Below are 21,926 nucleotides of genomic sequence, written 5' to 3' on the forward strand. Positions count from 1 at the left end.
ATCCTCGTCTCCGACGACGGCGCCACCTGGTACCAGCTGCGCTACGTGGCCGACGGCAAGGGCGGCACCGAAGAGTTCTACAACCTGAACGCCAACGTCCGCTACGTCCGCATCAACGGCGTGAAGCGCGCCTCCGGCTACGGCTACTCGATCATCGAGGCGAGCTTCAAGTCCCCGGGCAGCGACAACACGCTGGGCTCCGCGGTCACGGCCTCGGTGTTCCCGCACCCGGCCAACGGCAGCAACCTGATTCCGGCGGCCGCCCAGCAGCCACCGATCGACACCATCCAGTTCTCGCTGCCGGACGGCACGCTGGTGACGCGCGTCGGCTTCGTCGGCCGCTCGCGCCACGCTCGCGAGCGCGGCGAGGACTGGAACGAAGCCGGCTACGGCGCGAACGAGACCGTCGACGCCGCCGGAAACCCGGTGGACAAGGGGCCCGGCGCGCACCTGAACTTCGTGGCCAACTACTTTGCCTTCCGCACCTGGGGCGTCGAGTTCATCGACAACAGCAAGGTGACCGGCGTCACCAAGCCCAAGGTGATCGTCAACGAGTACTTCCAGCAGCCGCAGTACGGCGGCGGCCATTCCTTCGTTCGCGGGTTCGACAACCCCAACACCACCGGCTTCGGCTGGATGAGCCCGGGCGACCTGCTGGACGACAACACCTACACGCTGGGCGGCCAAGGCATCGCCGCGTGCCCCGTGGTGCCCAAGCCGCCGCAGAACGCGCTGGCCAACCCGACGAGCGGCTACAACAACATCATCGGCGCGAACGATGGCTGCAGCGTGGTGTTCGACTCGTTCCCCGGCCATTCCGCACTCTCGACCGACGTCAACGGCGTGCTGGCCCGCAGTGCCGACGTGCCCGGCGCCACCCAGTTCTACGACTACGCAGTGAGCTTCGACCCGGCCACCGACAAGGTGACCACCGCAACACCGGTCGCCGGCAAGAGCGTCGCGGCGCGCTCGTTGAAGACGGGCGACGTGGTCGAGTTCTCGCCGTCGTTCTTCTCGACGACCGCGATCATGAGGGGGCTCGGCACCACCGACGGTCATCGCTACTACACCAACGAGCTGAGCTACGTGGTGGGCGCGGGCCTGCGTCCCTACTACGGTGCGCAGCCGCGCCTGAACAACACGCCGCTGCCGTCCGCGGCGTTGCAGGGCGGCCTCGGCTCGGTCTCGTACGACTACGCCGACAACTCGACCTTCGTGTTCCAGCAGCCGCATAACAACATCGGCATGCAGAACATGCAGCGCTTCGTGGAAGGCCGCCGCTGGTTCCACACCCACATGCAGACCGGCGACCACACCGAGAACGGCAACGACCGCAACACCGCCGCGGTGGGCCTGCAAGGGCCGATGTTCAACCAGTCGACCTGCTTCGGCTGCCACATCAACAACGGCCGCAGCCTGGCACCCACCGTCGTCAACCAGAAGATCGACACGATGGCGGTGCGCACGGCGCAGACCGATGCGAATGGTCAGCAGCTGCCGCACCCGATGTACGGCCTCGGCGCCCAGATGAACGCCAAGGCGTCCACCGACGGCGTCCGGCGTGACTGGGGCACCGGCGTGCACGTGTCGAAGTTCGAGCTGAAGACCGTGACGCTGGCCGACGGCAGCTCGGTGGAACTGAGCAAGCCGGTGGTGGGCTTCGACGGCCCGACGCCGGACGTGTTCTCGGTGCGCAGCGCGCAGCCGGTGATCGGCATGGGCCTGCTCGAGGCGATCCCGGATGCCGACATCATTGCGCGTGCCAGGACTACCCCGGATGCCGACGGCGTCATGGGTGTCGCGAACTTCGCGTACGACCCGGAAACCAACAAGGTGCGCCTGGGCCGCTACGGTTGGAAGGCATCGAAGGTCAGCCTGCGCCACCAGGCGTCGGCCGCCGCGCTGCTCGACATGTCGGTCACGTCGCCGGTGTACCCGAACCGCGACTGCCTGTACGGTCCGTCGAAGTGCACCACCGCGAACCGTGTCGACACCGGCCTGACGGAAGACGCGCTGAAGCTGCTGGAGCGCTACGTGGCCCTGCTGGCCGTGCCGGCCCAGCGCAGTGTGGCGAGTGGCTACCCGAAGGGTGTGACGCCACTGGCCGCGCTGAACCCGGACGTCAACAAGATCACGGCCGGCGAGACGGTGTTCAACACCCTCAAGTGCCAGAGCTGCCACGTGCAGTCCATGACGACCGGCTCCACCAGCGAGTTCCAGGAAGCGCGCAACCAGAAGATCAAGCCGTACACCGACATGCTGCTGCATGACATGGGCGCCGACCTGGGCGACGGCCTGACCGAAGGCCTGGCCACCGGCAGCATGTGGCGCACGTCACCGCTGTGGGGCATCGGCTACACCGAGCTGGTGGCGGGCAAGACCATCAAGGTCGGCTACCTGCACGACAGCCGCGCCCGCACGCTGACCGAGGCCATCGTGTGGCACGGCGGTGAAGGCAAGGCCAGCCGCGACCGCTTCGTCGCGCTGAGCAAGGCCGATCGGGAGGCGCTGCTGGCCTTCCTGGGTTCGCTGTAAGGTCCGCCCCTTCAGATCTGGCCGCCCTTCGGGGCGGCTTTTTCTTTGGCAGGAAGGACGGCCCTGACAGGTTTCGAATGCGGCCCATCGCGGAATGCAGCTTGCTTGGGACAGCGATATCCTCTGCTCCTTTGCACCTATGTTGAACACCATCCTTCGCTGGCTCACCGACTACGGGCTGGGCGTTGTCTTCTTCAACGTGTGGGCAGAGCAACTCGGCCTGCCCGTGCCTGCGTACCCCGTGTTGGTGGTGACCGGCGCGCTGAGCGTCGAAGGCCGCTACTCGGCCATCGCACTGCTGGGCGCGGCGGTGTCGGCCTGCCTGCTGGCTGACTTGGTCTGGTACGCCGCCGGCCGCCGCTACGGCAGTCGCGTGCTGCGTACGGTATGCCGCATCTCGATGTCGCCTGACTCCTGTGTACGGCAAACCGAGTCGATGTTCGAGCGTTGGGGCATCTGGTCGTTGCTGGTCGCCAAGTTCATTCCCGGCTTCGCCACCATCGCCACCGTTCTGAGCGGGCGGATGCGGTTGCCGTTGGCAGCGTTCATCATGGTCGACCTGATCGGCGCCACTCTCTATGCGGGCGTCGGCATCACTCTCGGTGTGCTGTTCCATGAGGCCATCGACGACGTCATCGCGGTGTTCGCGAACCTTGGCCGCATCGGCCTTGTGGTGCTGCTGCTGGCGCTGGCACTGTTCATCGCCACCAAGTGGCGGCAGCGGCACCGACTGATCCGGGCGCTGCGCACGGCGCGCATCACGGTGTCAGAGTTGGAACTGCTGATCAGCCAGGGCATCGCGCCGGCGATTGTCGACGTGCGTTCGGCCGGCAGCCGCGAACGTGACGGCACCATTCCCGGAGCGCTGCCCTGGCCGGTGAACGCTGCATTGGACAGTGCACCCGAACTGCCGCGCGATGCCCAGGTGGTGGTCTATTGCGCTTGTCCGAACGAGGCCTCGGCTGCCAAGGTGGCGCAGCAACTGCAGCGCGCCGGTTTCACCAACGTTCGGCCGCTGCACGGCGGCATCGACGCCTGGATCGCCGCCGGCCTGCCGATCGAGCGGCCGCTGGCGGTGGCGGTTGCCTGATATCAGTCCGCTGCGCGAAGCGAAGCGGTGGTGCGCCCGGCTGGGATCGAACCAGCAACCCCTGCCTTCGGAGGGCAGTACTCTATCCATTGAGCTACGGGCGCGAAGTGCGCGATTCTACAGTGGTCGCCGACCGCCTCGGGTGAGCCCGATGGCGCGTGCAAGGGCGACCTCTATAATCCCGCGGTTTTGCCAGCACCGGCAGCCAACGGATACGCCTCGAGGAACTCCATGAGCGATGCCCACAGCACCCCCGAACACGACGCCCCGCACGAGGGTCCGATCAAGACGCCCAAGCAGTTGATCCTCGCGGTGTTCTTCGCGTTCGTGATCCCGATCCTCGCCATCATCCTGCTCGTCAGCTATGTCGAGGCCGACCACCAGCCCGCCGCCGGCAGCGATGGCCTGAAGGCCGAGGCCGTTGCCAAGCGCATCCAGCCGATCGCCGCGTACGAGGTCAAGGACCTGTCCGACCCCGCGTCGCTGAAGACCGGCGAACAGGTCTTCGCCGCCCAGTGCACCGCCTGCCACACCGCCGGCGTCGCAGGCGCTCCGAAGTTCGGCGACAGCGCCGCCTGGGGCCCGCGCATCCCGCAGGGCTACGAGGTGCTGCTGACGCACGCGCTGAAGGGCAAGGGCGCGATGGGCCCGCAAGGTGGTGGCGATTTCAGCGATGTCGAGATCGGCCGCGCCGTCGTCTTCATGGCCAACAAGGGCGGCGCCAAGTTCGCGGAACCCGCAGCGGCACCGGCTTCCGCTGCCGCCTCCGCGGCCACGGCCGAGGCCGCGCCGGCCGCCTCTGCTCCGGCCCCTGCCGCCTCGGCCGCATCCGCCGCGAAGTAAACCGGGCGCTCGCCCACCCGTCGAAGCCGGCCTCGCGCCGGCTTCGTCATTCCAGGTGTTGCGGGCTCAGGCAGACACCGAAGCGCTGCAGCAGCGCCGCATGGCCGATCGCCTGCGGTGCCCACCAGCCGCGCTCGACGGCATCGGCCGCCGCTTCCATGTCCAGCGTGTGCACGATGCCCAGGCCCAGGTCGGTGCCGAGGTACAGCCGCCCCGCTTCATCGAGCCAGGCCGTGTCCATGCGCGCCGCGCGGCCGGTGTGCGATTCGAGTTGCGGCGCGGCATCGGCTTGCGCGGCCAGCCGCCACACCCACGGCGCCGCTTCCAGCTCGACGAACACCTGCTGCGGCCCGTTCTGGAAGAACCAGCGGCCGCGCGCATCGCTTTCGTAGTTGCGACCGATGAACTCGCGCAGCTTGTCGTGCCGGATCACGCTGCCCTTGACCTGCGGGAACGCGCCCGCCGCCTGCACGCGGTCGTCGCGCATGTACCACTCGCCACGCGCATCGAGCGCGAGCCAGCCGACGCAGGCCGGCACGTTGGGCCACTTCTTCAGCGCAGCCTTGACCATCTCGTCCATCGCGGCTCCTTTCGGGGGACTCAGCCGGCCACGTGGGGCGCGAGCCACCCCATGACCTGCTCCGGCAATGTCATCACATGCCCGGGCCACGCGCCCGCCGGGAATCCCACGTGCCCGCCATGGTGCGGCTGCCACAGCGTGACGAACGGGCCGACATCGGCCTGCCGCGGCAGGCTGTGCGCCGGCACGAACGGGTCGTTGCGTGCGTTCAGCACCAGCGCCGGCACGCGGATGCGGTGCAGGTGCGGCTTGGCCGACCCGCGCTTCCAGTAGTCGTCGGTGTCGCGAAAGCCGTGCAGCGGCGCGGTGAACACGTTGTCGAACGCGTACAGGTCGCGCGCCGCGCGCAGCCGCTCGCGGTCGAACAGGCCCGGGTGCTGCTCCCACTTGCGCAGCGCCTTCGGGATCATCGTGCGCAGGAACATGCGCGTGTAGACATGCCGGTTGAAACCACGCCCGATCGCCTGCCCGCCGGCCGCCAGGTCGATCGGCGACGAGATCGCGCAGACGCCGCGCACGACGGCCGAGGCCGTCTCGCCCGCCTCCTCGGCCCAGCGCAGCAGCGCATTGCCGCCGAGCGACACGCCGACCGCGACGATCGGCCCGGCGTGCCGGGTCCGCAGCGTTCGCAGCACCCAGCCGATCTCCTCGAAGTCGCCCGAGTGGTACGCCCGCGGCGCGAGGTTGATCTCGCCCGAGCAGCCGCGGAAGTGCGGCACCGCGTAACGCCAGCCGCGCTCGCGCGCCCAGTGCGCGAAGGCCTGCGCGTAGTGGCTTGCGGACGAACCCTCGAGGCCATGGAACAGCACCAGCATCGGCGCTGCGCCGAACTCGACCCCGACCTGGAAATCCACGTCGATGAAATCGCCGTCGGGCGTGGTCCAGCGCTCGCGCCGATAGACCGGCGCCGGCCCGTGGTAGCGCTTCGAGTACAGCGCCGGCCAGATCGTCTGCAGGTTGCCGCCGACGGCACCGCGGCCGCCGAGCCAGCGCGGGGGTGGGAAATCCATCAGCGTCGCCTCAGTGCAGGACTGCCGGCGTCTCGCCGACCTCTTGCACCTCGCCCACCGAACCCGGGCTCGCATGGTGCGCGACCATGCGCCAGCCGAGCGCCGTCTTCACGTACACGTTGGTCGCGACGACCCAGGCGGCCTGCGGGCCTTCGTTGGTCATCACCTGCACCCGCTCGAGCACGCTGTGCACGGCCGTCGATTCGCTCTCGAGCCGGCGCACCTTCTCGGGGTGCGCATCGATCGTGCCGTTCGAGAACATCGATTCGAACGCGGCACGGATCGCCATCGGCCCGACCACCCGCGGCCCGCCCGGGTGCACGCAGGTGATGTCGTCGTCGTCGGACCAGACCGCCATCAGCTTCTCGATGTCGCCACGCTGCAGCGCCTCGTAGAACTGCTGCTCGGTGTCATCGGCCGACGACAGCAGCGCGGCAGCGGGCGGTTTGGGACGGGCCATGTCGACAGGGTTCCTTATCGGAAGACGACGGTCTTCTGACCGTTCAGCAGCACACGGTGCTCGACCTGCCAGCGCACCGCGCGCGCCAGCACCATGCACTCGACATCGCGGCCGACCGCGGTGAAGTCCTGCGCGCTCAGCGAATGGTCGACGCGGGCCACGTCCTGCTCGATGATCGGCCCCTCGTCGAGGTCGGCGGTCACGTAGTGCGCGGTCGCGCCGATCAGCTTGACGCCGCGGTCGTGCGCCTGGAAGTACGGCTTCGCGCCCTTGAAGCTCGGCAGGAAGCTGTGGTGGATGTTGATCGCCCGGCCCTTCATGAAGCCGCAGAAATCGGCGCTCAGGATCTGCATGTAGCGCGCGAGCACCGTCAGGTCGACGCGCTCGCGCTCGATCAGCGCCTCGACCTGCTGCTCCTGCGCGCGCTTGGCCTCGGGCGTGCTGCCGGCCGGCAGCGGAAGGTGGTGGAACGGGATCGCGTAGCGCTCGGCGAGCCCGGCGAAATCGGGGTGGTTCGACACGATGGCCGCGATGTCGACGCTCAGTTGCTGCGAATGCCAGCGGTACAGCAGGTCGTTCAGGCAGTGGCCGTGCTGGCTCACCATCAGCAGCAGGCGCGGGCGGCGCGACAGGTCGTGGAAGGTCGCGTCCATGCCGTACTGCTCGCGCACGCTGGTGAACAGCCGGTCGAGCGTGGCGCCGTCGGCCAGGTGGGCCGGCGCCTCGAAGTGCACGCGCATGAAGAACAGGCCGGTCGCCGACGCCTCGCCGATGTCGCCGAACTGCTGCGAATCCAGGATGTTGCAGCCGGCCTGGTACAGCAGGCCCGACACGGTATAGACGATGCCCTTCGTGTCACGGCACGACAGGGTGAGGACGAATTCACGGGCAGGCTGCATGGGCGCAGATTGTACGGACGGGGTGGACCCCGGGTAGCGCACGGGCACGCCGTACCAGCACGCCGCACGGGGTGCCGCATAGAATCGCCGCCACGTGAACCTCGTCACGCCTTGTCGTGACCCCCAGCACCATGGCCGTTGCACCCGCTGAGTGGAGTGATCGAAGCAAGGAGCTGTCGGCGTTGCTGGCCCGCAGCGGGCTCGGCGACCGCCAAGCCTTCGCGGCACTGTACGAGCGCACCAGCGCGCATCTGTTCGCCGTCGTGCTGCGTATCAATCGAGACCGGGCACAGGCGGAAGACGTGCTGCAGGAGGTGTATGTCAATGTCTGGCGTGCCGCGCAGAGCTTCGATGCGGCGCAGAGCCAGCCGCTGACCTGGCTGACCAGCGTGGCACGCAACCGCGCGATCGACAGCCTGCGCCGCAAGCAGACCGAGCCGCAGACGCAGCCCGCGCCAATCAACGACGACGAGGACCAGGACGTGTACGACGATGTGGCTGACGACGCGCCGACGCCGCTCGAGATGCTGAGCCGGGCCTCGGATGCCCGCGCCCTCGCGCAGTGCATGGACGGCTTGAGCGCGCCGCAGCGGCAGAGCGTGGCGCTCGCGTTCTACGACGGCCTGAGCCATGCCGAGGTGGCCGACCAGATGCGCCAGCCGCTCGGCACCGTCAAGTCGTGGGTGCGGCGCGCGCTGCTGTCGCTCAAGTCCTGTCTCGACAACGCCGTGCTGCGCGATGGCCGCGCGCGGGGCGCCTGATGGACTACAGCCGGCCCGAACGGGCCGATCGCCTCGGCGCCGAATACGTCGCCGGCACGCTGCGCGGCCCGGCGCGGCGGCGTTTCGAATCGCTGCTGCCCGGCCACCCGGCGCTGCGCGGCGCGGTGCAGCGCTGGCAGGACCGGCTGATGCCGCTGACCGTCACGCTCGCGCCGGTGACGCCGCCGGCGCGGGTGTGGCGGCGCATCGAGGCGCGCCTGGGGCTGCGGCCCGCTGAAGCGCCGTCGCAGGCCTGGTGGGCGCGCCTCGCGTTCTGGCGCGTGCTGAGCGGGGTTGCCACCGCGGCCACGCTGGCGCTGGCGTTCGTCGTCGCAAGCCCGCCGCCGGCCCAGGCGCCGATCGTCGTCGTGCTGTCGGCCGCCGCACCGGCCGACCAGCCGAATGCGGTGACGCCGGCTCGCTTCGTCGCGAGCATCAGCGCCGATGGCCGCGCGATGGTGACGCGGCCGCTGACGCCCGTCAGTGTCCAGGCCGACCGCTCGCTCGAGCTGTGGGCGCTGCCGCCGAGCGGCGCGCCGCGCTCGCTGGGCGTGATCTCGGCCAGCGGGTCGACGGTGGTGCGCCGCGGCCAGGTGCTGCAGGGCACCGCGGCGCTGGCCGTCACGCTGGAGCCGCCGGGCGGGTCGCCATCGGGCGCGCCGACCGGGCCGGTGCTCTACGTCGGCAAGCTGAGTTCGTAGCCGGCGGGCAGCACCACGCTGAAGGTCGAGCCCACCCCCGGCGCGCTCTCGACCTCGATGCGCCCGCCCATCAGCACGGTCAGCGCGCGCGTGATCGCGAGGCCGATGCCGGTGCCCTGGATGCCGCTGCGCTGCTGCGCGAGCCGGTTGAACGGCTCGAACAGCTGCGGCAAATCCTTGGCCGCGATGCCGACACCGTCGTCGATTACCTGCAGCAACACCTCGCCGTCGCGGGGTTCGGCGCGCACCCGCACCGTGCCGCCGGCGCGGTTGTACTTGACCGCATTGCTCAGCAGGTTCAGCACCACCTGGCGCAGCCGCGTCGGGTCGGCACGCACCTGCAGCGCCTGCGCGCCTTCGATCGGCAGCAAGGTGACACCGGCCTCGCCGGCTTGCGGCGCGAGCATGTCGAGGCATTCGCCGAGCAACGGTCCGAGCGCGACGTTCGCCGATTCGACCGAGAGCTGCCCCGCCTCGATGCGCGTGTGGTCGAGCAGGTCGCCGATCATGCGCAGCAGGTGCTCGCCCGATTCGCGGATCAGCCCGACGCGCCGCCGCTGCGCCACGCTGAGCGGTTCTTCGTCAAGCTCCAGCAGCTGCGCAAAACCCAGCACCGCGTTCAGCGGCGTGCGCAGCTCGTGGCTCATGCGCGACAGGAACTCGGTCTTCGCGCGGTTCGCCGCATCGGCCGTCACGGCGGCGGCGCGCGCTTTCTCGAGCTCGCGGTATTCGGTGACGTCTTCCAGGTAGCCGTGCCACAGGATCGAGCCGTCGGCGGCGCGCCGCGGCGACGACACCGCCTGCATCCAACGCAGGCTGCCGTCGGGGTGGTGGTAGCGGTACTCGGTGCGCTGCGTCGCCTTGCTGCGCGCCCAGTTCGACACCGCGGCCAGCAGCTCCTCGCGGTCGCTGCGCGCGATGCGGCGGAACATCTCCATCGCATCGCCCATCAGCTGCTGCGGCGTCAGCCCGAGCACGTCGAGGCAGCGGTCGCTGACGAACGGGATCTCGGCGCGCCCGTCGGGCCACAGCCGGTACTGGTACAGCACGCCGGGCACGTGCCGCATGATCTGCTGCAGCCGCTCGTCGCGCTCGGCGGCCTCGCCCTGCGCCTGGCGGCGCACCGTCACGTCGCTCAGCGTGCCGACCATGCGGCGCGGCCGGCCGTCGGGCCACCATTCGACGATGCGCCCGCGCTCGGACAGCCAGCGCCAGCTGCCGTCCTTGTGGCGCGCGCGGTACTCGCTCTCGTAGGCCGAGATCTCGCCGCGCGCATGGCGCAGGTAGGCCGCGTGGTTCAGCGGCCGGTCGTCGGGGTGGATCACGGCGTCCCAGCCGGCCTGGTTCGGCGGCATCTCGCCGACCGCATAGCCGAGCAGCGCGACGCTGCCGTCCATGCCGCTGAGCACGTCGCCCTCCATGTCCCAGGCCCACACCGAGGTGCCGGCGCCGACCAGCGCCTCGCGCATCAACCGGTCCTGCTGAAGCTCGGCGGCCATCGCGGTGCTGCTGTGTGGCCGCGCGTCAGGCGACGCGCAGGCGGTCGGCGAGCGCGGCTTCGACCCGCTGCGCGCTGACGCCGGTCAGGCAGCGGGTGTGGCCGAAGCGGCAGGTGCGGTCGAAGCAGGGCGCGCAGTCGAGCTGCAGCTCTTCCTTCAGCCAGATCACCTGCGCGCGCGGGTTCAGCGGCGGCGTGTGCTCCGGGCTGGTCGAGCCGAACACGGCGACCTGCGGGACGCCGAACGCCGCCGCGACGTGCATCAGCCCGGAATCGTTGCTGACGACGCCGCGGGCGCCGGCGATCAGCGCCATCGCGTCGATCAGCGTGGTCTTGCCAGCGAGCACACGGCAGGCGCCGGGCGCGGCGGCGGCGATCTCGTCGCACAGCGCCACCTCCTTGCCTGAGCCGAGCAGCACGATCGGCAGGCCGTGGGCGGTGTGCAGCGAGCGCGCGAGCTCGGCGTAGTGCAAGGCGGGCCAGCACTTGGCCGGGCCGTACTCGGCGCCCGGCGCGAAGGCCCAGTACTGCCGTGGGGCGAGGTCGGCTGCGGTGGTCACGCGTTCGAGCGTCGCCGCGTCGAACTGCAGCCGCGGCCGTTCCGTCTCGACGGGGCCACCGGCGAGCGTGCTGTAGAACGCCACCATCGGCGGCCTTCCGCCCGGGTTCGGCAGCCGCTTGTTCAGCAGCAGCGGCCGGCCTTCGCCCTGGTAGCCGATGCGCTGCGGGATGCCGGCGAAGAACGGGATCAGCGCCGACTTGATCGAGTTCGGCAGCACGTAGGCGGTGTCGAAGCGGCCGCGCAGCGTGGCCGCGACCCGGCGCCGCGCCGACCAGTCGAGCCGCCCGTGCGCGAACGGCAGCTCGATCACCTCGCGCACGCCGGCCATCGCCCGGTACACCGGCGCGACCCACGGCAGCGCCGCGACCGTCACGTCATCACCGCGCGCGGCCAGCCGGCCGACCAGCGGCTGCGACATCACCGCGTCGCCGATCCACTGCGGGGCGATCAGCAAGGCGCGGTTCATCACGACGGGTCAGTGCGTGTGGAGTTTCTCGCCCGCCTTCAGGCGATAGACCGTGCCGCAGTACGGGCACTTGCCTTCGCCGGTCGTCGCGACGTCGATGAACACCTTCGGGTGGGTGCTCCACAGCGTCATCTTCGGGTTCGGGCAGAACACCACGCCGGGGCCTTGCACGTCGTGCGCGGTGACTTCAACCACTTCCTGTTGCTTGCTGCTGCTCATGGGGTCCTCAGACGGCGGTCAGCCATTCGGCGTATTTCGGGTTGCGGCCGTTCACGATGTCGAAGAACGCGCTCTGGATCTTCTCGGTGATCGGCCCGCGCGAGCCGCTGCCGAGTTCGATGCGGTCGAGTTCGCGGATCGGCGTCACCTCGGCAGCGGTGCCGGTGAAGAAGGCCTCGTCGCTGATGTAGACCTCGTCGCGGGTGATGCGCTTCTCGACCAGCTTCAGGCCGAGGTCGTTGCAGATCGCGAAGATCGTGTTGCGGGTGATGCCGTTCAGCGCACCGGCCGACAGGTCGGGCGTGTAGACCACGCCGTTCTTGATCACGAAGATGTTCTCGCCGGCGCCTTCGCTGACGAAGCCGGAGGCATCGAGCAGCAGCGCCTCGTCGTAGCCGTCCTCGGTGGCTTCCATGTTGGCGAGGATCGAGTTCGTGTAGTTGCTGACCGCCTTGGCCTGCGTCATCGTGATGTTGACGTGGTGGCGGGTGTAGCTGCTGGTCTTCACGCGGATGCCGCGCCGCAGGCCTTCTTCGCCCAGGTAGGCTCCCCAGGACCAGGCGGCGACCATCAGGTGGATCTTGTTGCCCTTGGGGCTCACGCCCAGCTTCTCGGAACCGATCCAGGTCAGCGGGCGCAGGTAGCAGCTCTCGAGCTGGTTCTCGCGCACCACGGTGCGCTGCGCGTCCATCACCTCCTGCTGCGAGAACGGGATCTTCATGCGCAGGATCTTCGCGCTGTTGAAGAGCCGCTCGGTGTGCTCGCGCAACCGGAAGATCGCCGTGCCGTTCGCCGTCTTGTAGGCGCGCACGCCCTCGAAGGCACCGCACCCGTAGTGCAGCGTGTGGCTGAGCACGTGGATCTTGGCGTCGCGCCAGTCCACCAGTTGCCCGTCCATCCAGATTTTTCCGTCGCGATCGGCCATCGACATGGCAGGCTCCTGTGTGGGGAAATGAGGCTGAGCCGGCGATTTTACGGATGCGGGGGCTCGACCGTGTCGGCCGGCCTCACCAGCGTCCATTTCGCGAGCTTGCCACCCTTGAATTCGAGCGTGACCTCGCTGCCGCCGTCGTCGGCCCAGGCCCAGGTGTCGCCGTCGGGATCGATCCTGCGGCCGAGGCTGCGCGTCATCGTGACCACCTGCATCATCGTCAGGCCGGCGCTCAGCTTCGAGTTCAGCATCACGGTGCTGCCGACGTGGCCGACCGGCGCTTCGGCGGCGTTCTTCATCACGCGCAGCGCGCGGCTGAACTGGATCAGCAGCCAGAACACGATCACCGACACGGCCATCACGACGCCCTGCCAGCCATAGGCCTTCCACCCTGCCGCCACCGCGATCACCGCGAGGCCCCACCCGACGATTGGATTCATGCGCGCGATGTTACGGGGCCGATCGGGGCGCCGGCCTGTGCAGTTTCCACAACGAAGCCGGTTCGCAGCGCGCCGGCCCAGTCCGGCCGGCCGTGCCGATCGGCCAGCCGCGCGGCCGGTTCCGCGTCGTAGGGCACGGCGCGCCATTCGACCTGCCAGCCCGCCGGGCGGCGCGTCAGCAGCGCATAGCGGGCGTGCGGCGTGCCGTTCTCGACGACGTGCGGATGCGGGTGCGCATCGTCGTAGGCCTGCAGGCCGACGCTGCCGGGGTTGACGACGAGGCGGCCATCGGCGAGCCGCAGCCCGCGCGGCACGTGGGTGTGGCCGCACAGGATCACGCCGTGCGGCACGCCTTGCTGGGCGCCCCCGGCGCGGGCGGTCGCCTCGGCCAGCGTGGCCGGGCGCATGCCGCCGGCGTCGACCGATTCGAGGAAGTAGACGAGGTCGTTGTCGGGCGTGCCGTGGCAGCAGAACAGCTCGTCGGTCAGCTGCAGCGTGGCCGGCAGCGCGGCGAGCCAGGCCCGGTGCTGCGGCAGCAGGCGTTCGGCGGCAAAGGCATCCGAAGCCCCCATCGCCGCGATGTCCGGCGCCAGCGCCTGGCGCTCATGGTTGCCGCGGATCGTCGGCAGGCCGAGCGCCATCAGCCGTTCGGCGGTCTCGGTGATCCACAACGGGCCCGACAGGATGTCGCCGAGGTTGACCGTCAGGTCGGCGCCGGTGGTGGCGACGTCGGCCAGCACCGCGTCGAGCGCGTGCAGGTTGCCGTGGATGTCGGAGAGGGCGGCCAGTCGCATGCCGCCATTGGACTACGGAACCGCTCAGGAACGCCGGTGGATCCGGATCGTCTGCCCCTTGCCGGCCTGCGCCGCGGCCGCGGCCTTCGCCGGCACGTCGCAACCATCGCAGCCACAGCCGACCGGCACCTGCGCAGCCCGCTGCAGCCGTTGCGCGATCGGTGCCGGCCACGCCGGCCAGCGCGCGAGGCGCCCGGCCACCGTGCGGCGCAACGCCGATGGCATCAGCGCGTTGACCGCGTAGCCGAAGCAGACGAGGACGATCAATCCGACGATCAGGTCTTGCATGGCGGACCTCTCAGTTCAAGCGCCGAGCCACAAGGTGACGCGGTAGGTGATGAAGGATGCGATGTAGGCGAGCGCGAACAGGTAGCCCGCCATGATCAGCGGATAGCGCCACGAGTTGGTCTCGCGGCGCACCACCGCGAGCGTCGACATGCACTGCGGCGCGAACACGTACCACGCGAGCAGCGAGTACGCGGTCGCGATCGACCAGCTCTGCGCGATCACCGGCGCGAGCGAATCGGCCACCTCGCCGGCCGCCGACATCGCGTACACCGTGCCGAGCGCGCCGACCGCCACTTCGCGCGCGGCCAGGCCCGGCACCAGCGCGATCGAGATCTGCCAGTTGAAGCCGATCGGCGCGAAGATCACTTCGAGCGCCCGGCCCAGGTAGCCCGCCAGGCTGTACTGGATGGCCGGGCCGGTCGCGCCATCGGGCGGGCCGGGGAAGCTGGACAGGAACCACAGCACCACCGTCAGCGCGAAGATGATCCCGCCGACGCGGCGCAGGAAGATGCGCGCCCGCTCCCACAGCCCGATCGCGAGGTTGCGGACGTTCGGCAGGCGGTACGGCGGCAGCTCCAGCATCAGCGGCTGGTAGCTGCTCTTCATCCACGAGCGCTTCAGCACCCAGGCCACCGCCATCGCCGACACGACGCCGGCCACGTACAGCACGAACAGCGTGACGCCCTGCAGGTTGAACCAGCCGACGCTGCGCTTGGGCACGAAGGCGCCGATCAGCAGCGCGTAGACCGGCAGCCGTGCCGAGCAGGTCATCAGCGGCGCGACCATGATGGTCGCGAGCCGATCGCGCCAGTTCGGGATCGTGCGCGTGGCCATGATGCCGGGGATCGCGCAGGCGAAGCTCGACAGCAGCGGGATGAAGGCGCGGCCCGACAGCCCGACCTTGCCCATCACGGTGTCGAGCAGGAAGGCGGCGCGCGGCAGGTAGCCCGAATCCTCGAGCACCAGGATGAACAGGAACAGGATCAGGATCTGCGGCAGGAACACCAGCACGCTGCCGGCCCCGGCGATCACGCCGTCGACCAGCAGGCTGCGCAGCGCGCCCTCGGCCATGTGGGCGTTCAGGAATTCGCCGGCCGCGGCCATGCCCTCCTTGATGGCGTCCATCGGCACGTTGGCCCACGAGAACACCGCCTGGAACATCAGGAACAGCAGCCCCGCCAGCAGCACCAGTCCCCACACCGGGTGCATCACGACCGCGTCGATGCGGTGGTTGAAGCGCTTGAACTGCATCGCGCCGGGCACTGCGACCGCCAGGATGCGGCGCACCTCGCGCTGCAGCTCGGGCAGCGTCGGCGTGTCGGCGACGGCCGGCGGCGTCGGCCACTCGGCCTGCTTCTCGAGCTGGGCCAGCAGGGCCTCGTGGCCGCGGCTCTGCACCGCGACGGTCTCGACGACCGGCACGCCGAGTTCGGCCGACAGCTTGGCGACGTCGATCTGCAGCCCGCGCGCGCGGGCGACGTCGGCCATGTTCAGCGACACGATCATCGGCCGGCCGAGCCGGCGCAGCTCGAGCACCAGGCGCAGGTTCATCGGCAGGTTGGTCGCGTCGACGACGGCCACCAGCGCATCGGGCGCGGCCTCGCCGGCACGCAGGCCCATCACCATCTCGCGGGTGATCTCTTCGTCGGGCGTGGCCGGCGTCAGGCTGTAGGCGCCGGGCAGGTCGATCACCGACACCGTGCGGCCGTTGCGCAGTGTCGCGCTGCCCACCTTGCGTTCGACGGTGACGCCGGCGTAGTTCGCGACCTTCTGGCGCGCGCCGGTCAGCAGGTTGAAGAGGGCCGTCTTGCCGCAGTTCGGGTTGCCGACCAGGGCAATGCGGAGTGCTTCGGCGCTCATGACGGCAACCCTTCGAGCTGGACCTCGACGCACTGCGCCTCGATCTTGCGCAACGCGAAGAAGGTCTCGCCGATCTGCACCGCGAGCGGCTCGCGCCCGCCCGGGCCGCGGCGCAGCAGCTGCACCGGCTCGCCGGGCAGGAAGCCCAGCTCGCTCAGGCGGTGCAGCATCTGCGGATCGGGCGAGCCCTCGGCGCGCAAGCCGATGACGGTGCCGCGGGCACCGGCGGGCAGGTCGGAAAGACGGGGAGCGGTCATACGGGCGGGAGCAATCACGGCAGGGCGAAAGCCGCCCGATGCAAATGATAATAGCTCTTGTTTGGCCGCACGGCCGCAGGGGCGCTCCCACCCCAACGTGTCACGGTGTGACGCTTTGCGCGATGTCAGCCCGGCTCAGCTGAGCGTGCGCAACAGGTCGATCGCCTCCTCGATGCGCTCGACCGGGTGGATGGTCAGCCCTTCGATCGCCTTCTTCGGCGCATTCGCCTTCGGCACCACGGCCACGCTGAAGCCCAGCTTGGCCGCCTCTTTCAGGCGCTCCTGGCCGCGCGGCGCCGGCCGCACCTCGCCGGCCAGCCCGACCTCGCCGAACGCGATGAAGCCGCGCGGCAGCGGCCGCCCGCGCAGGCTGCTCTGGATCGCGAGCATCACCGCCAGGTCGGCCGCCGGTTCGCTGATGCGCACGCCACCGACGGCGTTGACGAACACGTCCTGGTCGAGGCACGCGATGCCGGCATGGCGGTGCAGCACCGCCAGCATCATCGCGAGGCGGTCGCGGTCGAGGCCGACGCTCAGGCGCCGCGGGCTCGGGCCGCCGGAATCGACCAGCGCCTGGATCTCGACCAGCAGCGGCCGCGTGCCCTCCAGCGTGACCAGCACGCAGGAGCCGGCGACCGGCTCGCCGTGCGTCGACAAAAAGATCGCGCTCGGGTTCGCGACGCCCTTCAGCCCCTTCTCGGTCATCGCGAACACGCCGATCTCGTTGACCGCGCCGAAGCGGTTCTTGATCGCGCGCACCAGCCGGAAGCTGCTGTGGGTGTCGCCCTCGAAATACAGCACCGTGTCGACGATGTGCTCCAGCACGCGCGGGCCGGCCAGCGCGCCTTCCTTCGTCACGTGCCCGACCAGGATGATCGTGGTGCCGCTGCTCTTGGCCACGCGGGTCAGCTGTGCGGCGCATTCGCGCACCTGGGCGACCGAGCCGGGGGCGGAGGTGAGCTGGTCGCTGTAGACGGTCTGGATCGAATCGATCACGCAGATCGCCGGCTGCTCGGCGTCGATGGTCGCGGTGATCTTCTCGAGCTGGATCTCGGCGACCACCCGCACCTGCGAGCCGTCGAGACCGAGGCGGCGCGAGCGCAGCGCGACCTGCGCGCCGGATTCTTCGCCGGTGACGTACAGCGCGCGCATGTTGCGCGACAGCGCATCGAGCGCCTGCAGCAGCAGCGTCGACTTGCCGATGCCGGGGTCGCCGCCGATCAGCACGACGCCGCCGGCGACGATGCCGCCGCCGAGCACGCGGTCGAGTTCATCGATGCCGGTGGGCTGGCGGTCGACGTCCGAGGCCTCGATCTCGGACAGCGTGGCGACCGGCTGCGCGCCGGCCAGCGATTGATAGCGGTGCCTGGTCGGCGCCTCGGCGACGCCTTCGACCAGCGTGTTCCAGGCGTTGCACTGCGGGCACTTGCCCAGCCACTTGGGACTGGTGCCACCGCACTCGCTGCAGGTGTAGACGGATTTGGGTTTGCTCACCCCGCGACTGTAGCGGCCGGCCGGCGGTTGCCTGCGATGCGGCGCCACCACGGTGTCGGCGGCAGCGCGGCCGCCGCGGGCGCGAACAAGCGCAGGCTCGCGCTCGACTGCGCCTCGATCAGCGTGAGCGCCCCGCGGCGCAGCGGCAGCGTGTCGCCGGCCGCCAGGAAGTGATCGTCCTCGTCGCCGCTTTGCGTGACCCACACGCGGCCGGCCAGCACCTGCAGCTCGACCGGGCCGGCCGAACGCCAGCGGCGCAGTTCGCCGACGGCGAGTTGCAGATCCAGGGTGTGGAGTGTCTTCGTCATGGTGGTCGCGCCGTGAGTTCCTCAGGCCACCAGTGTTCCGGCAAGCCCCGTCGTCCACCACATCCAGAACGGCGTGAACTGCACCGGCACAGATGCCCGCCGCGTCGACTGTGCTGGTGACAACTGCCCGGTTCTGTACCTGTGCTGCTGCGCAGGCCACGGCGACAATCGCTCCCCATGGAAGAGGCCTTGCTCGATGTCGACGCGCCGCTGCAGTTGTTGCAACCGTCCCCGCTGTACCAGGCGGTGGCCGGCGGGCTGGAGAAGGCGATCGCCTGCGGCAGCCTGCGCGGCGGCGACCGGCTGCCGTCGGTGCGGCAGCTGTGCCAGCAGCACGGGGTCAGCGCCTCCACCGTGACGCTCGCCTACCGCTGGCTCGAGAACCGCGGGCTGGTCGAGGCCCGGCCCAAGTCGGGCTACTTCGTCGCGCCGCGCCCGCAGCCGCTGCCCGAGCCCGAGCTCGACGCCCGCATGAGCAAGGCCGATTTCGTCACGCCCGACGGCCTGACGCGCCAGTTCCTGCTGGTCGCGAACGAGCCCGGCGCGATGCCGTCGTTCCGCGTGCAGGCCGGCCGCAGCCTGCTGCCCGAGGCCAAGCTGCGCCAGCTGACGGCCAGCATCAACCGCCGCCACCCCGAGTACGCATCGCGCATCGAGAGCGGCGGCAGCCCGGCGCTGCGCCGCGAGATCGCCCGCCGCGCGATCCACAGCGGCGTGCGGCTGCACCCCGACGAGATCCTGCTGACCAACGGCGGCATGGAGGCGATGCACCTCGCGCTGCGCTCGGTGGCGAAGGCCGGCGACACGATCGCGCTCGAATCGCCGACCTACTTCATGCTGCTGGAGGTGATCGAGACCCTGGGCATGCGCTCGCTGGAGATCCCGTCGCACCCGCGCGACGGCCTGTCGATCGAGGCGCTCGACCTCGCCACGCGCACGCCCGGCGCGGTGCGCGCCTGCGTGGTGATCCCGAACTTCCAGAACCCGGTCGGCAGCCTGATGCCGATCGAGAACAAGCGCCGCCTGGTCGCGCTGGCCGCCGAGCGCGGCATCTCGCTGATCGAAAGCGACATCTACGGCGAGCTGCATTTCGGCGACGAGCGCCCGCCGGTGCTGAAGAGCTTCGACGCGCACGACGACGTGATCCTGTGTTCGGCCTTCACGAAGGCGGTGGCGCCCGGCTACCGCGTCGGCTGGATGGCGCCGGGCCGGCACCTGCGCGAGTGCCAGTCGATCAAGTTCCGCACCTCGTCGCCGGGCGTGCAGCTGCAGCAGGAGGTGATCGCCGAGTTCCTGGCCGACGGCGGCTACGACCACCACATGCGCCGGCTGCGCGCCTCGCTGAAAGCCCAGGCGCAGGCGATGGCCGATGCGATCGCGCGATACTTCCCGCCCGGCTGCCGCCTGAGCCGGCCGCGCGGCGGGCTGGCGCTGTGGATCGAGTTGCCGTCGCAGGTGGATTCGCGCAAGGTGTTCGAGCGGGCGTGCGCCGAGTTGATCGGCATGGCGCCGGGCGCCACGTTCACCTGCAGCGCGCGCTTCGATCACTTCATCCGGCTGCACTACGGCGACCCGTGGACGCCGCTGCTCGAAGCGCGCTTGAAACGGCTCGGGCAGATCATCGCGGAGCAACTCGGCTGAGCGGTGCCACCTCTTCACTTCATCGTTCACTTCATCGACATCTCATGGAATTCGCTATCTGGCTTCGTTTCTTCGCCGCCGCCTGGGCGATCAGCCTGTCGCCCGGGGCCGGCGCGGTCGCCGCCATGAGCGCGGGCGTCAACCACGGCTTCGCGCGCGGCTATTTCATGACCTTCGGCCTGGTGCTGGGCATCTGGACGCAGGTGGTCGTCGTCGGGCTGGGACTGGGGGCGCTGATCGCCGCCTCGAGCCTCGCCTTCGCTGCCGTCAAGTGGGCCGGCGTGGGCTACCTGGTCTGGCTGGGCATCAAGCAATGGCGCGCGCCGCTCACCCCGGTGGTGGTCGCCACGGAGGAGGGCCAGGTGACGCGGCGCACCCTGGTGCTGCGCGGCTGGATGGTCAACGCGGTCAACCCGAAGGGCACGGTGTTCCTGCTCGCCGTGGTGCCGCAGTTCCTCGACCTGGCGCAGCCGCTCGCCCCGCAGTACGGCGTGATCGGCGCGACGCTGATGTTCACCGACCTGGTCGTGATGGCCGGCTACACCGCGCTCGCGTCGCGGCTGCTGCGGTTGCTGAAGTCGCCGCTGCAGATCCGCGCGTTGAACCGCCTGTTCGGCAGCCTGTTCGTCGCCGCTGCGGCATTCCTGGCACTCTTCAAGCGCGCCTGACCCGCGCGGTTTGCACGCGGCGCGGCAGCGCCTGTACGATCGCCCGACCGCCCGGGCCGATCGGGTGGCAACACCAACGGGGGGCGGATGGACGTGCATCGCAGTGGGGGGCCGATGGGCCCGGGAGTCACCGCATTCGGCAGGCTGGGGCTCGGCGCGAAGCTCTCGCTGTTGGCCATCGGCTGTGCGCTGCTGGGGGCGGCCGCACTCGGCGCCTGGGTGCAGCAGCACGGCTGGACGCACTGGGGCAGCCTCGCGTTGATCGCGGTCGCGGTGCTGCTGGCCTACCTGCTGCTCGCGCTGTACCTGCAGATGGCCGGCGCGCTGGGCGCGCTCGACGGCGCGGTGTCGCGCATGAAGCAGGGCGACCTGTCGCGCCGGGTCGAGATCCGCGGCGACGATGAATTCGCCCGCATCGGCGCCGCGCTCGATGCGGTCAACGAGACGCTGTCCGGGCTGGTGGCCGACATCCGCAGCAGCACGCTGCTGGTCACCGCGGCCAGTGCCGAACTGACGGCCGACACCGCCGACCTGTCGAGCCGCACCGAGCAGCAGTCGGCCAACCTGGAGCAGACCTCGGCCAGCGTGCAGCAGCTCGATGCCACGGTGCGCCAGAACGCGAGCGACGCCCGCGAGGCCGAGGCACTGGCCTCGCGCGTGCACGGGCTCGCCGGCTCGGGTGGCGGCGCGATGCGCGAGGCGGTCGAGTCGATGCACGCGATCAAGACCGGCTCCGAGAAGGTCGGCGACATCATCGGCGTGATCGATTCGATCGCGTTCCAGACCAACATCCTCGCGCTCAACGCCGCCGTCGAGGCAGCGCGGGCCGGCGAGCAGGGGCGCGGCTTCGCGGTCGTCGCGGCCGAGGTGCGCGCGCTCGCGCAACGCAGCAGCGAGGCAGCGCGCGAGATCAAGCAGCTGATCGAGCAGTCGGGCGCCGAGACCGCCAGCGGCGTCGGCCACATCGACCGGGTCAGCGGCGTGCTGACCGACATCGTCGGCGGCATCGCCGAGCTCGCCGGGCGGATGGGGCGCATCACCTCGGCCGTCGGCCAGCAGAGCGACGGCCTCGCGCAGGTGTCGCAGGCGATGACGCAGCTCGACACGCTGACGCAGCAGAACGCGCAGATGGTCGAGCAGGCCTCGCGCGCCTGTGCCGGGCTGGGCGAGCGAGCGCAGCAGCTGTCGGCCGCCGCTGGCGGCTTCCGGCTGCGCCAGGGCACGGCCGACGAGGCGCAGGCGCTGGTGCAGCGCGCGGTCGCGTATTACAACGAGCGCGGCGGGCCGGCGGCGCTGCCGGGCATCACCGAACCGGGCAACGGCTTCAACGACCGCGACATGTACGTCTTCGCGTGGGACCGCGCTCTGGTGTACCACGCGTTCGGCGGCAAGCCGGCCAACGTCGGCAAGAGCGCGAAGCAGATCATCGGCACCGACGTGACCAAGCTGACGCACGACGTGTGGGCGGCTGCCGCGGCCGGCGGCGGCTGGGTCGACTACGACTTCCTGAACCCGGCCAACGGGCAGGTGCTGCCGAAGACCTCGTACATCGTGCCGGTGGCGCAAGACCTGGTGCTGGGCTGCGGGATCTACAAGACGCGGCGCGGCTGAACCCGCCCTG

At 70.2% G+C, this 21,926-nt stretch carries 23 protein-coding genes and 1 tRNA gene; 8 read left to right on the plus strand and 16 right to left on the minus strand.

Annotated features, from left to right (window positions below):
• Both BUE42_RS29120 and BUE42_RS29125 read left to right on the plus strand, forming a co-directional pair.
• Positions 1-2,535, plus strand: a 2,535-nt coding sequence (locus tag BUE42_RS29120; protein WP_073468788.1) for a di-heme oxidoredictase family protein, incomplete at its 5' end; no start/stop codon positions are given.
• Positions 2,536-2,677: 142 nt separating this feature from the next.
• Positions 2,678-3,625 carry a DedA family protein/thiosulfate sulfurtransferase GlpE gene (locus tag BUE42_RS29125; RefSeq protein ID WP_083614734.1) on the plus strand — a complete coding sequence of 316 codons (948 nt, stop codon included), beginning with the start codon at positions 2,678-2,680 and terminating at the stop codon, positions 3,623-3,625.
• A 28-nt stretch (positions 3,626-3,653) separates the two neighbouring features.
• On the opposite strand, the gene BUE42_RS29130 is transcribed toward BUE42_RS29125, so the two are convergent.
• Positions 3,654-3,729: transfer RNA gene (locus BUE42_RS29130), tRNA-Arg, on the minus strand.
• Positions 3,730-3,856: 127 nt separating this feature from the next.
• Here BUE42_RS29130 and BUE42_RS29135 point away from each other — a divergent pair.
• Complete coding sequence (locus tag BUE42_RS29135) at positions 3,857-4,468, plus strand: c-type cytochrome (protein WP_073468790.1); 612 nt, start codon at positions 3,857-3,859, stop codon at positions 4,466-4,468.
• Positions 4,469-4,514: 46 nt separating this feature from the next.
• On the opposite strand, the gene BUE42_RS29140 is transcribed toward BUE42_RS29135, so the two are convergent.
• From BUE42_RS29140 to purU, 4 genes are read right to left on the minus strand one after another with little or no spacing between them, the layout of a single operon-like run.
• Complete coding sequence (locus tag BUE42_RS29140; RefSeq protein WP_073468791.1) at positions 4,515-5,048, minus strand: DUF2946 family protein; 534 nt, start codon at positions 5,046-5,048, stop codon at positions 4,515-4,517.
• 20 nt (positions 5,049-5,068) lie between these two features.
• Positions 5,069-6,058: a YheT family hydrolase gene (locus BUE42_RS29145; RefSeq protein ID WP_073468792.1), complete on the minus strand. Its 990-nt coding sequence runs from the start codon at positions 6,056-6,058 to the stop codon at positions 5,069-5,071.
• Positions 6,059-6,068: 10 nt separating this feature from the next.
• Positions 6,069-6,518, minus strand: coding sequence for a YybH family protein (locus BUE42_RS29150; RefSeq protein WP_073468793.1), 450 nt, complete (start codon positions 6,516-6,518; stop codon positions 6,069-6,071).
• A 14-nt stretch (positions 6,519-6,532) separates the two neighbouring features.
• Entirely contained in the window at positions 6,533-7,417 is an 885-nt protein-coding gene (gene purU, locus BUE42_RS29155; protein ID WP_073468794.1) for a formyltetrahydrofolate deformylase, read from the minus strand.
• A 116-nt stretch (positions 7,418-7,533) separates the two neighbouring features.
• Here purU and BUE42_RS29160 point away from each other — a divergent pair, with 116 nt between their 5' ends.
• Both BUE42_RS29160 and BUE42_RS29165 read left to right on the plus strand, forming a co-directional pair.
• Positions 7,534-8,178, plus strand: coding sequence for a sigma-70 family RNA polymerase sigma factor (locus BUE42_RS29160; protein WP_235002689.1), 645 nt, complete (start codon positions 7,534-7,536; stop codon positions 8,176-8,178).
• On the plus strand, positions 8,178-8,879 hold the full coding sequence (locus tag BUE42_RS29165) for an anti-sigma factor (protein ID WP_073468796.1): 702 nt from the start codon (positions 8,178-8,180) through the stop codon (positions 8,877-8,879). The genes BUE42_RS29160 and BUE42_RS29165 overlap by 1 nt, the downstream gene beginning before the upstream one ends.
• Here BUE42_RS29165 and BUE42_RS29170 read toward each other — a convergent pair.
• The 11 genes from BUE42_RS29170 to BUE42_RS29220 all read right to left on the minus strand — a co-directional run bounded on the left by BUE42_RS29170 (position 8,855) and on the right by BUE42_RS29220 (position 17,996).
• Complete coding sequence (locus BUE42_RS29170) at positions 8,855-10,378, minus strand: sensor histidine kinase (RefSeq protein WP_073468797.1); 1,524 nt, start codon at positions 10,376-10,378, stop codon at positions 8,855-8,857. The genes BUE42_RS29165 and BUE42_RS29170 overlap by 25 nt on opposite strands.
• Positions 10,379-10,403: 25 nt before the next feature.
• Positions 10,404-11,405 carry a lipopolysaccharide heptosyltransferase II gene (waaF, locus tag BUE42_RS29175; RefSeq protein WP_073468798.1) on the minus strand — a complete coding sequence of 334 codons (1,002 nt, stop codon included), beginning with the start codon at positions 11,403-11,405 and terminating at the stop codon, positions 10,404-10,406.
• Positions 11,406-11,414: 9 nt separating this feature from the next.
• Complete coding sequence (locus BUE42_RS29180; protein ID WP_073468799.1) at positions 11,415-11,624, minus strand: zinc-finger domain-containing protein; 210 nt, start codon at positions 11,622-11,624, stop codon at positions 11,415-11,417.
• 7 nt (positions 11,625-11,631) lie between these two features.
• Positions 11,632-12,555, minus strand: coding sequence for a branched-chain amino acid transaminase (locus BUE42_RS29185; RefSeq protein WP_073468800.1), 924 nt, complete (start codon positions 12,553-12,555; stop codon positions 11,632-11,634).
• Between the two features lie 41 nt (positions 12,556-12,596).
• The gene (locus BUE42_RS29190) at positions 12,597-12,995 is read right to left on the minus strand and encodes a hypothetical protein (RefSeq protein WP_073468801.1); all 399 of its coding nucleotides are present in this window, start codon (positions 12,993-12,995) and stop codon (positions 12,597-12,599) included.
• Positions 12,992-13,789, minus strand: a complete 798-nt coding sequence (locus tag BUE42_RS29195) for a metallophosphoesterase family protein (RefSeq protein ID WP_073468802.1) — start codon at positions 13,787-13,789, stop codon at positions 12,992-12,994. Before BUE42_RS29195 ends, BUE42_RS29190 begins: the two co-directional genes overlap by 4 nt.
• A gap of 24 nt (positions 13,790-13,813) precedes the next feature.
• The gene (locus BUE42_RS29200; protein ID WP_073468803.1) at positions 13,814-14,077 is read right to left on the minus strand and encodes a DUF6587 family protein; all 264 of its coding nucleotides are present in this window, start codon (positions 14,075-14,077) and stop codon (positions 13,814-13,816) included.
• Positions 14,078-14,092: 15 nt separating this feature from the next.
• Positions 14,093-15,937, minus strand: coding sequence for a ferrous iron transporter B (locus BUE42_RS29205; RefSeq protein WP_073468804.1), 1,845 nt, complete (start codon positions 15,935-15,937; stop codon positions 14,093-14,095).
• A complete protein-coding gene (locus BUE42_RS29210; RefSeq protein WP_073468805.1) occupies positions 15,934-16,194 on the minus strand; it encodes a FeoA family protein in 261 nt (86 codons plus the stop codon). Before BUE42_RS29210 ends, BUE42_RS29205 begins: the two co-directional genes overlap by 4 nt.
• A 135-nt stretch (positions 16,195-16,329) precedes the next feature.
• Positions 16,330-17,688, minus strand: coding sequence for a DNA repair protein RadA (radA, locus tag BUE42_RS29215; RefSeq protein ID WP_073468806.1), 1,359 nt, complete (start codon positions 17,686-17,688; stop codon positions 16,330-16,332).
• The gene (locus tag BUE42_RS29220; RefSeq protein ID WP_073468807.1) at positions 17,685-17,996 is read right to left on the minus strand and encodes a DUF2917 domain-containing protein; all 312 of its coding nucleotides are present in this window, start codon (positions 17,994-17,996) and stop codon (positions 17,685-17,687) included. The genes radA and BUE42_RS29220 overlap by 4 nt, the downstream gene beginning before the upstream one ends.
• Positions 17,997-18,173: 177 nt before the next feature.
• On the opposite strand from BUE42_RS29220, the gene BUE42_RS29225 reads away from it, so the two are divergent.
• The 3 genes from BUE42_RS29225 to BUE42_RS29235 all read left to right on the plus strand — a co-directional run bounded on the left by BUE42_RS29225 (position 18,174) and on the right by BUE42_RS29235 (position 21,916).
• Entirely contained in the window at positions 18,174-19,637 is a 1,464-nt protein-coding gene (locus BUE42_RS29225) for an aminotransferase-like domain-containing protein (RefSeq protein ID WP_073468808.1), read from the plus strand.
• Positions 19,638-19,681: 44 nt separating this feature from the next.
• Entirely contained in the window at positions 19,682-20,305 is a 624-nt protein-coding gene (locus tag BUE42_RS29230) for a LysE family transporter (protein WP_073468809.1), read from the plus strand.
• Between the two features lie 114 nt (positions 20,306-20,419).
• Positions 20,420-21,916, plus strand: a complete 1,497-nt coding sequence (locus BUE42_RS29235; RefSeq protein ID WP_083614730.1) for a methyl-accepting chemotaxis protein — start codon at positions 20,420-20,422, stop codon at positions 21,914-21,916.
• Positions 21,917-21,926 lie beyond the last annotated feature (10 nt).

The organism is Rhizobacter sp. OV335 (genome assembly GCF_900142965.1).
Classification (GTDB): Bacteria; Pseudomonadota; Gammaproteobacteria; order Burkholderiales; family Burkholderiaceae_C; genus Rhizobacter.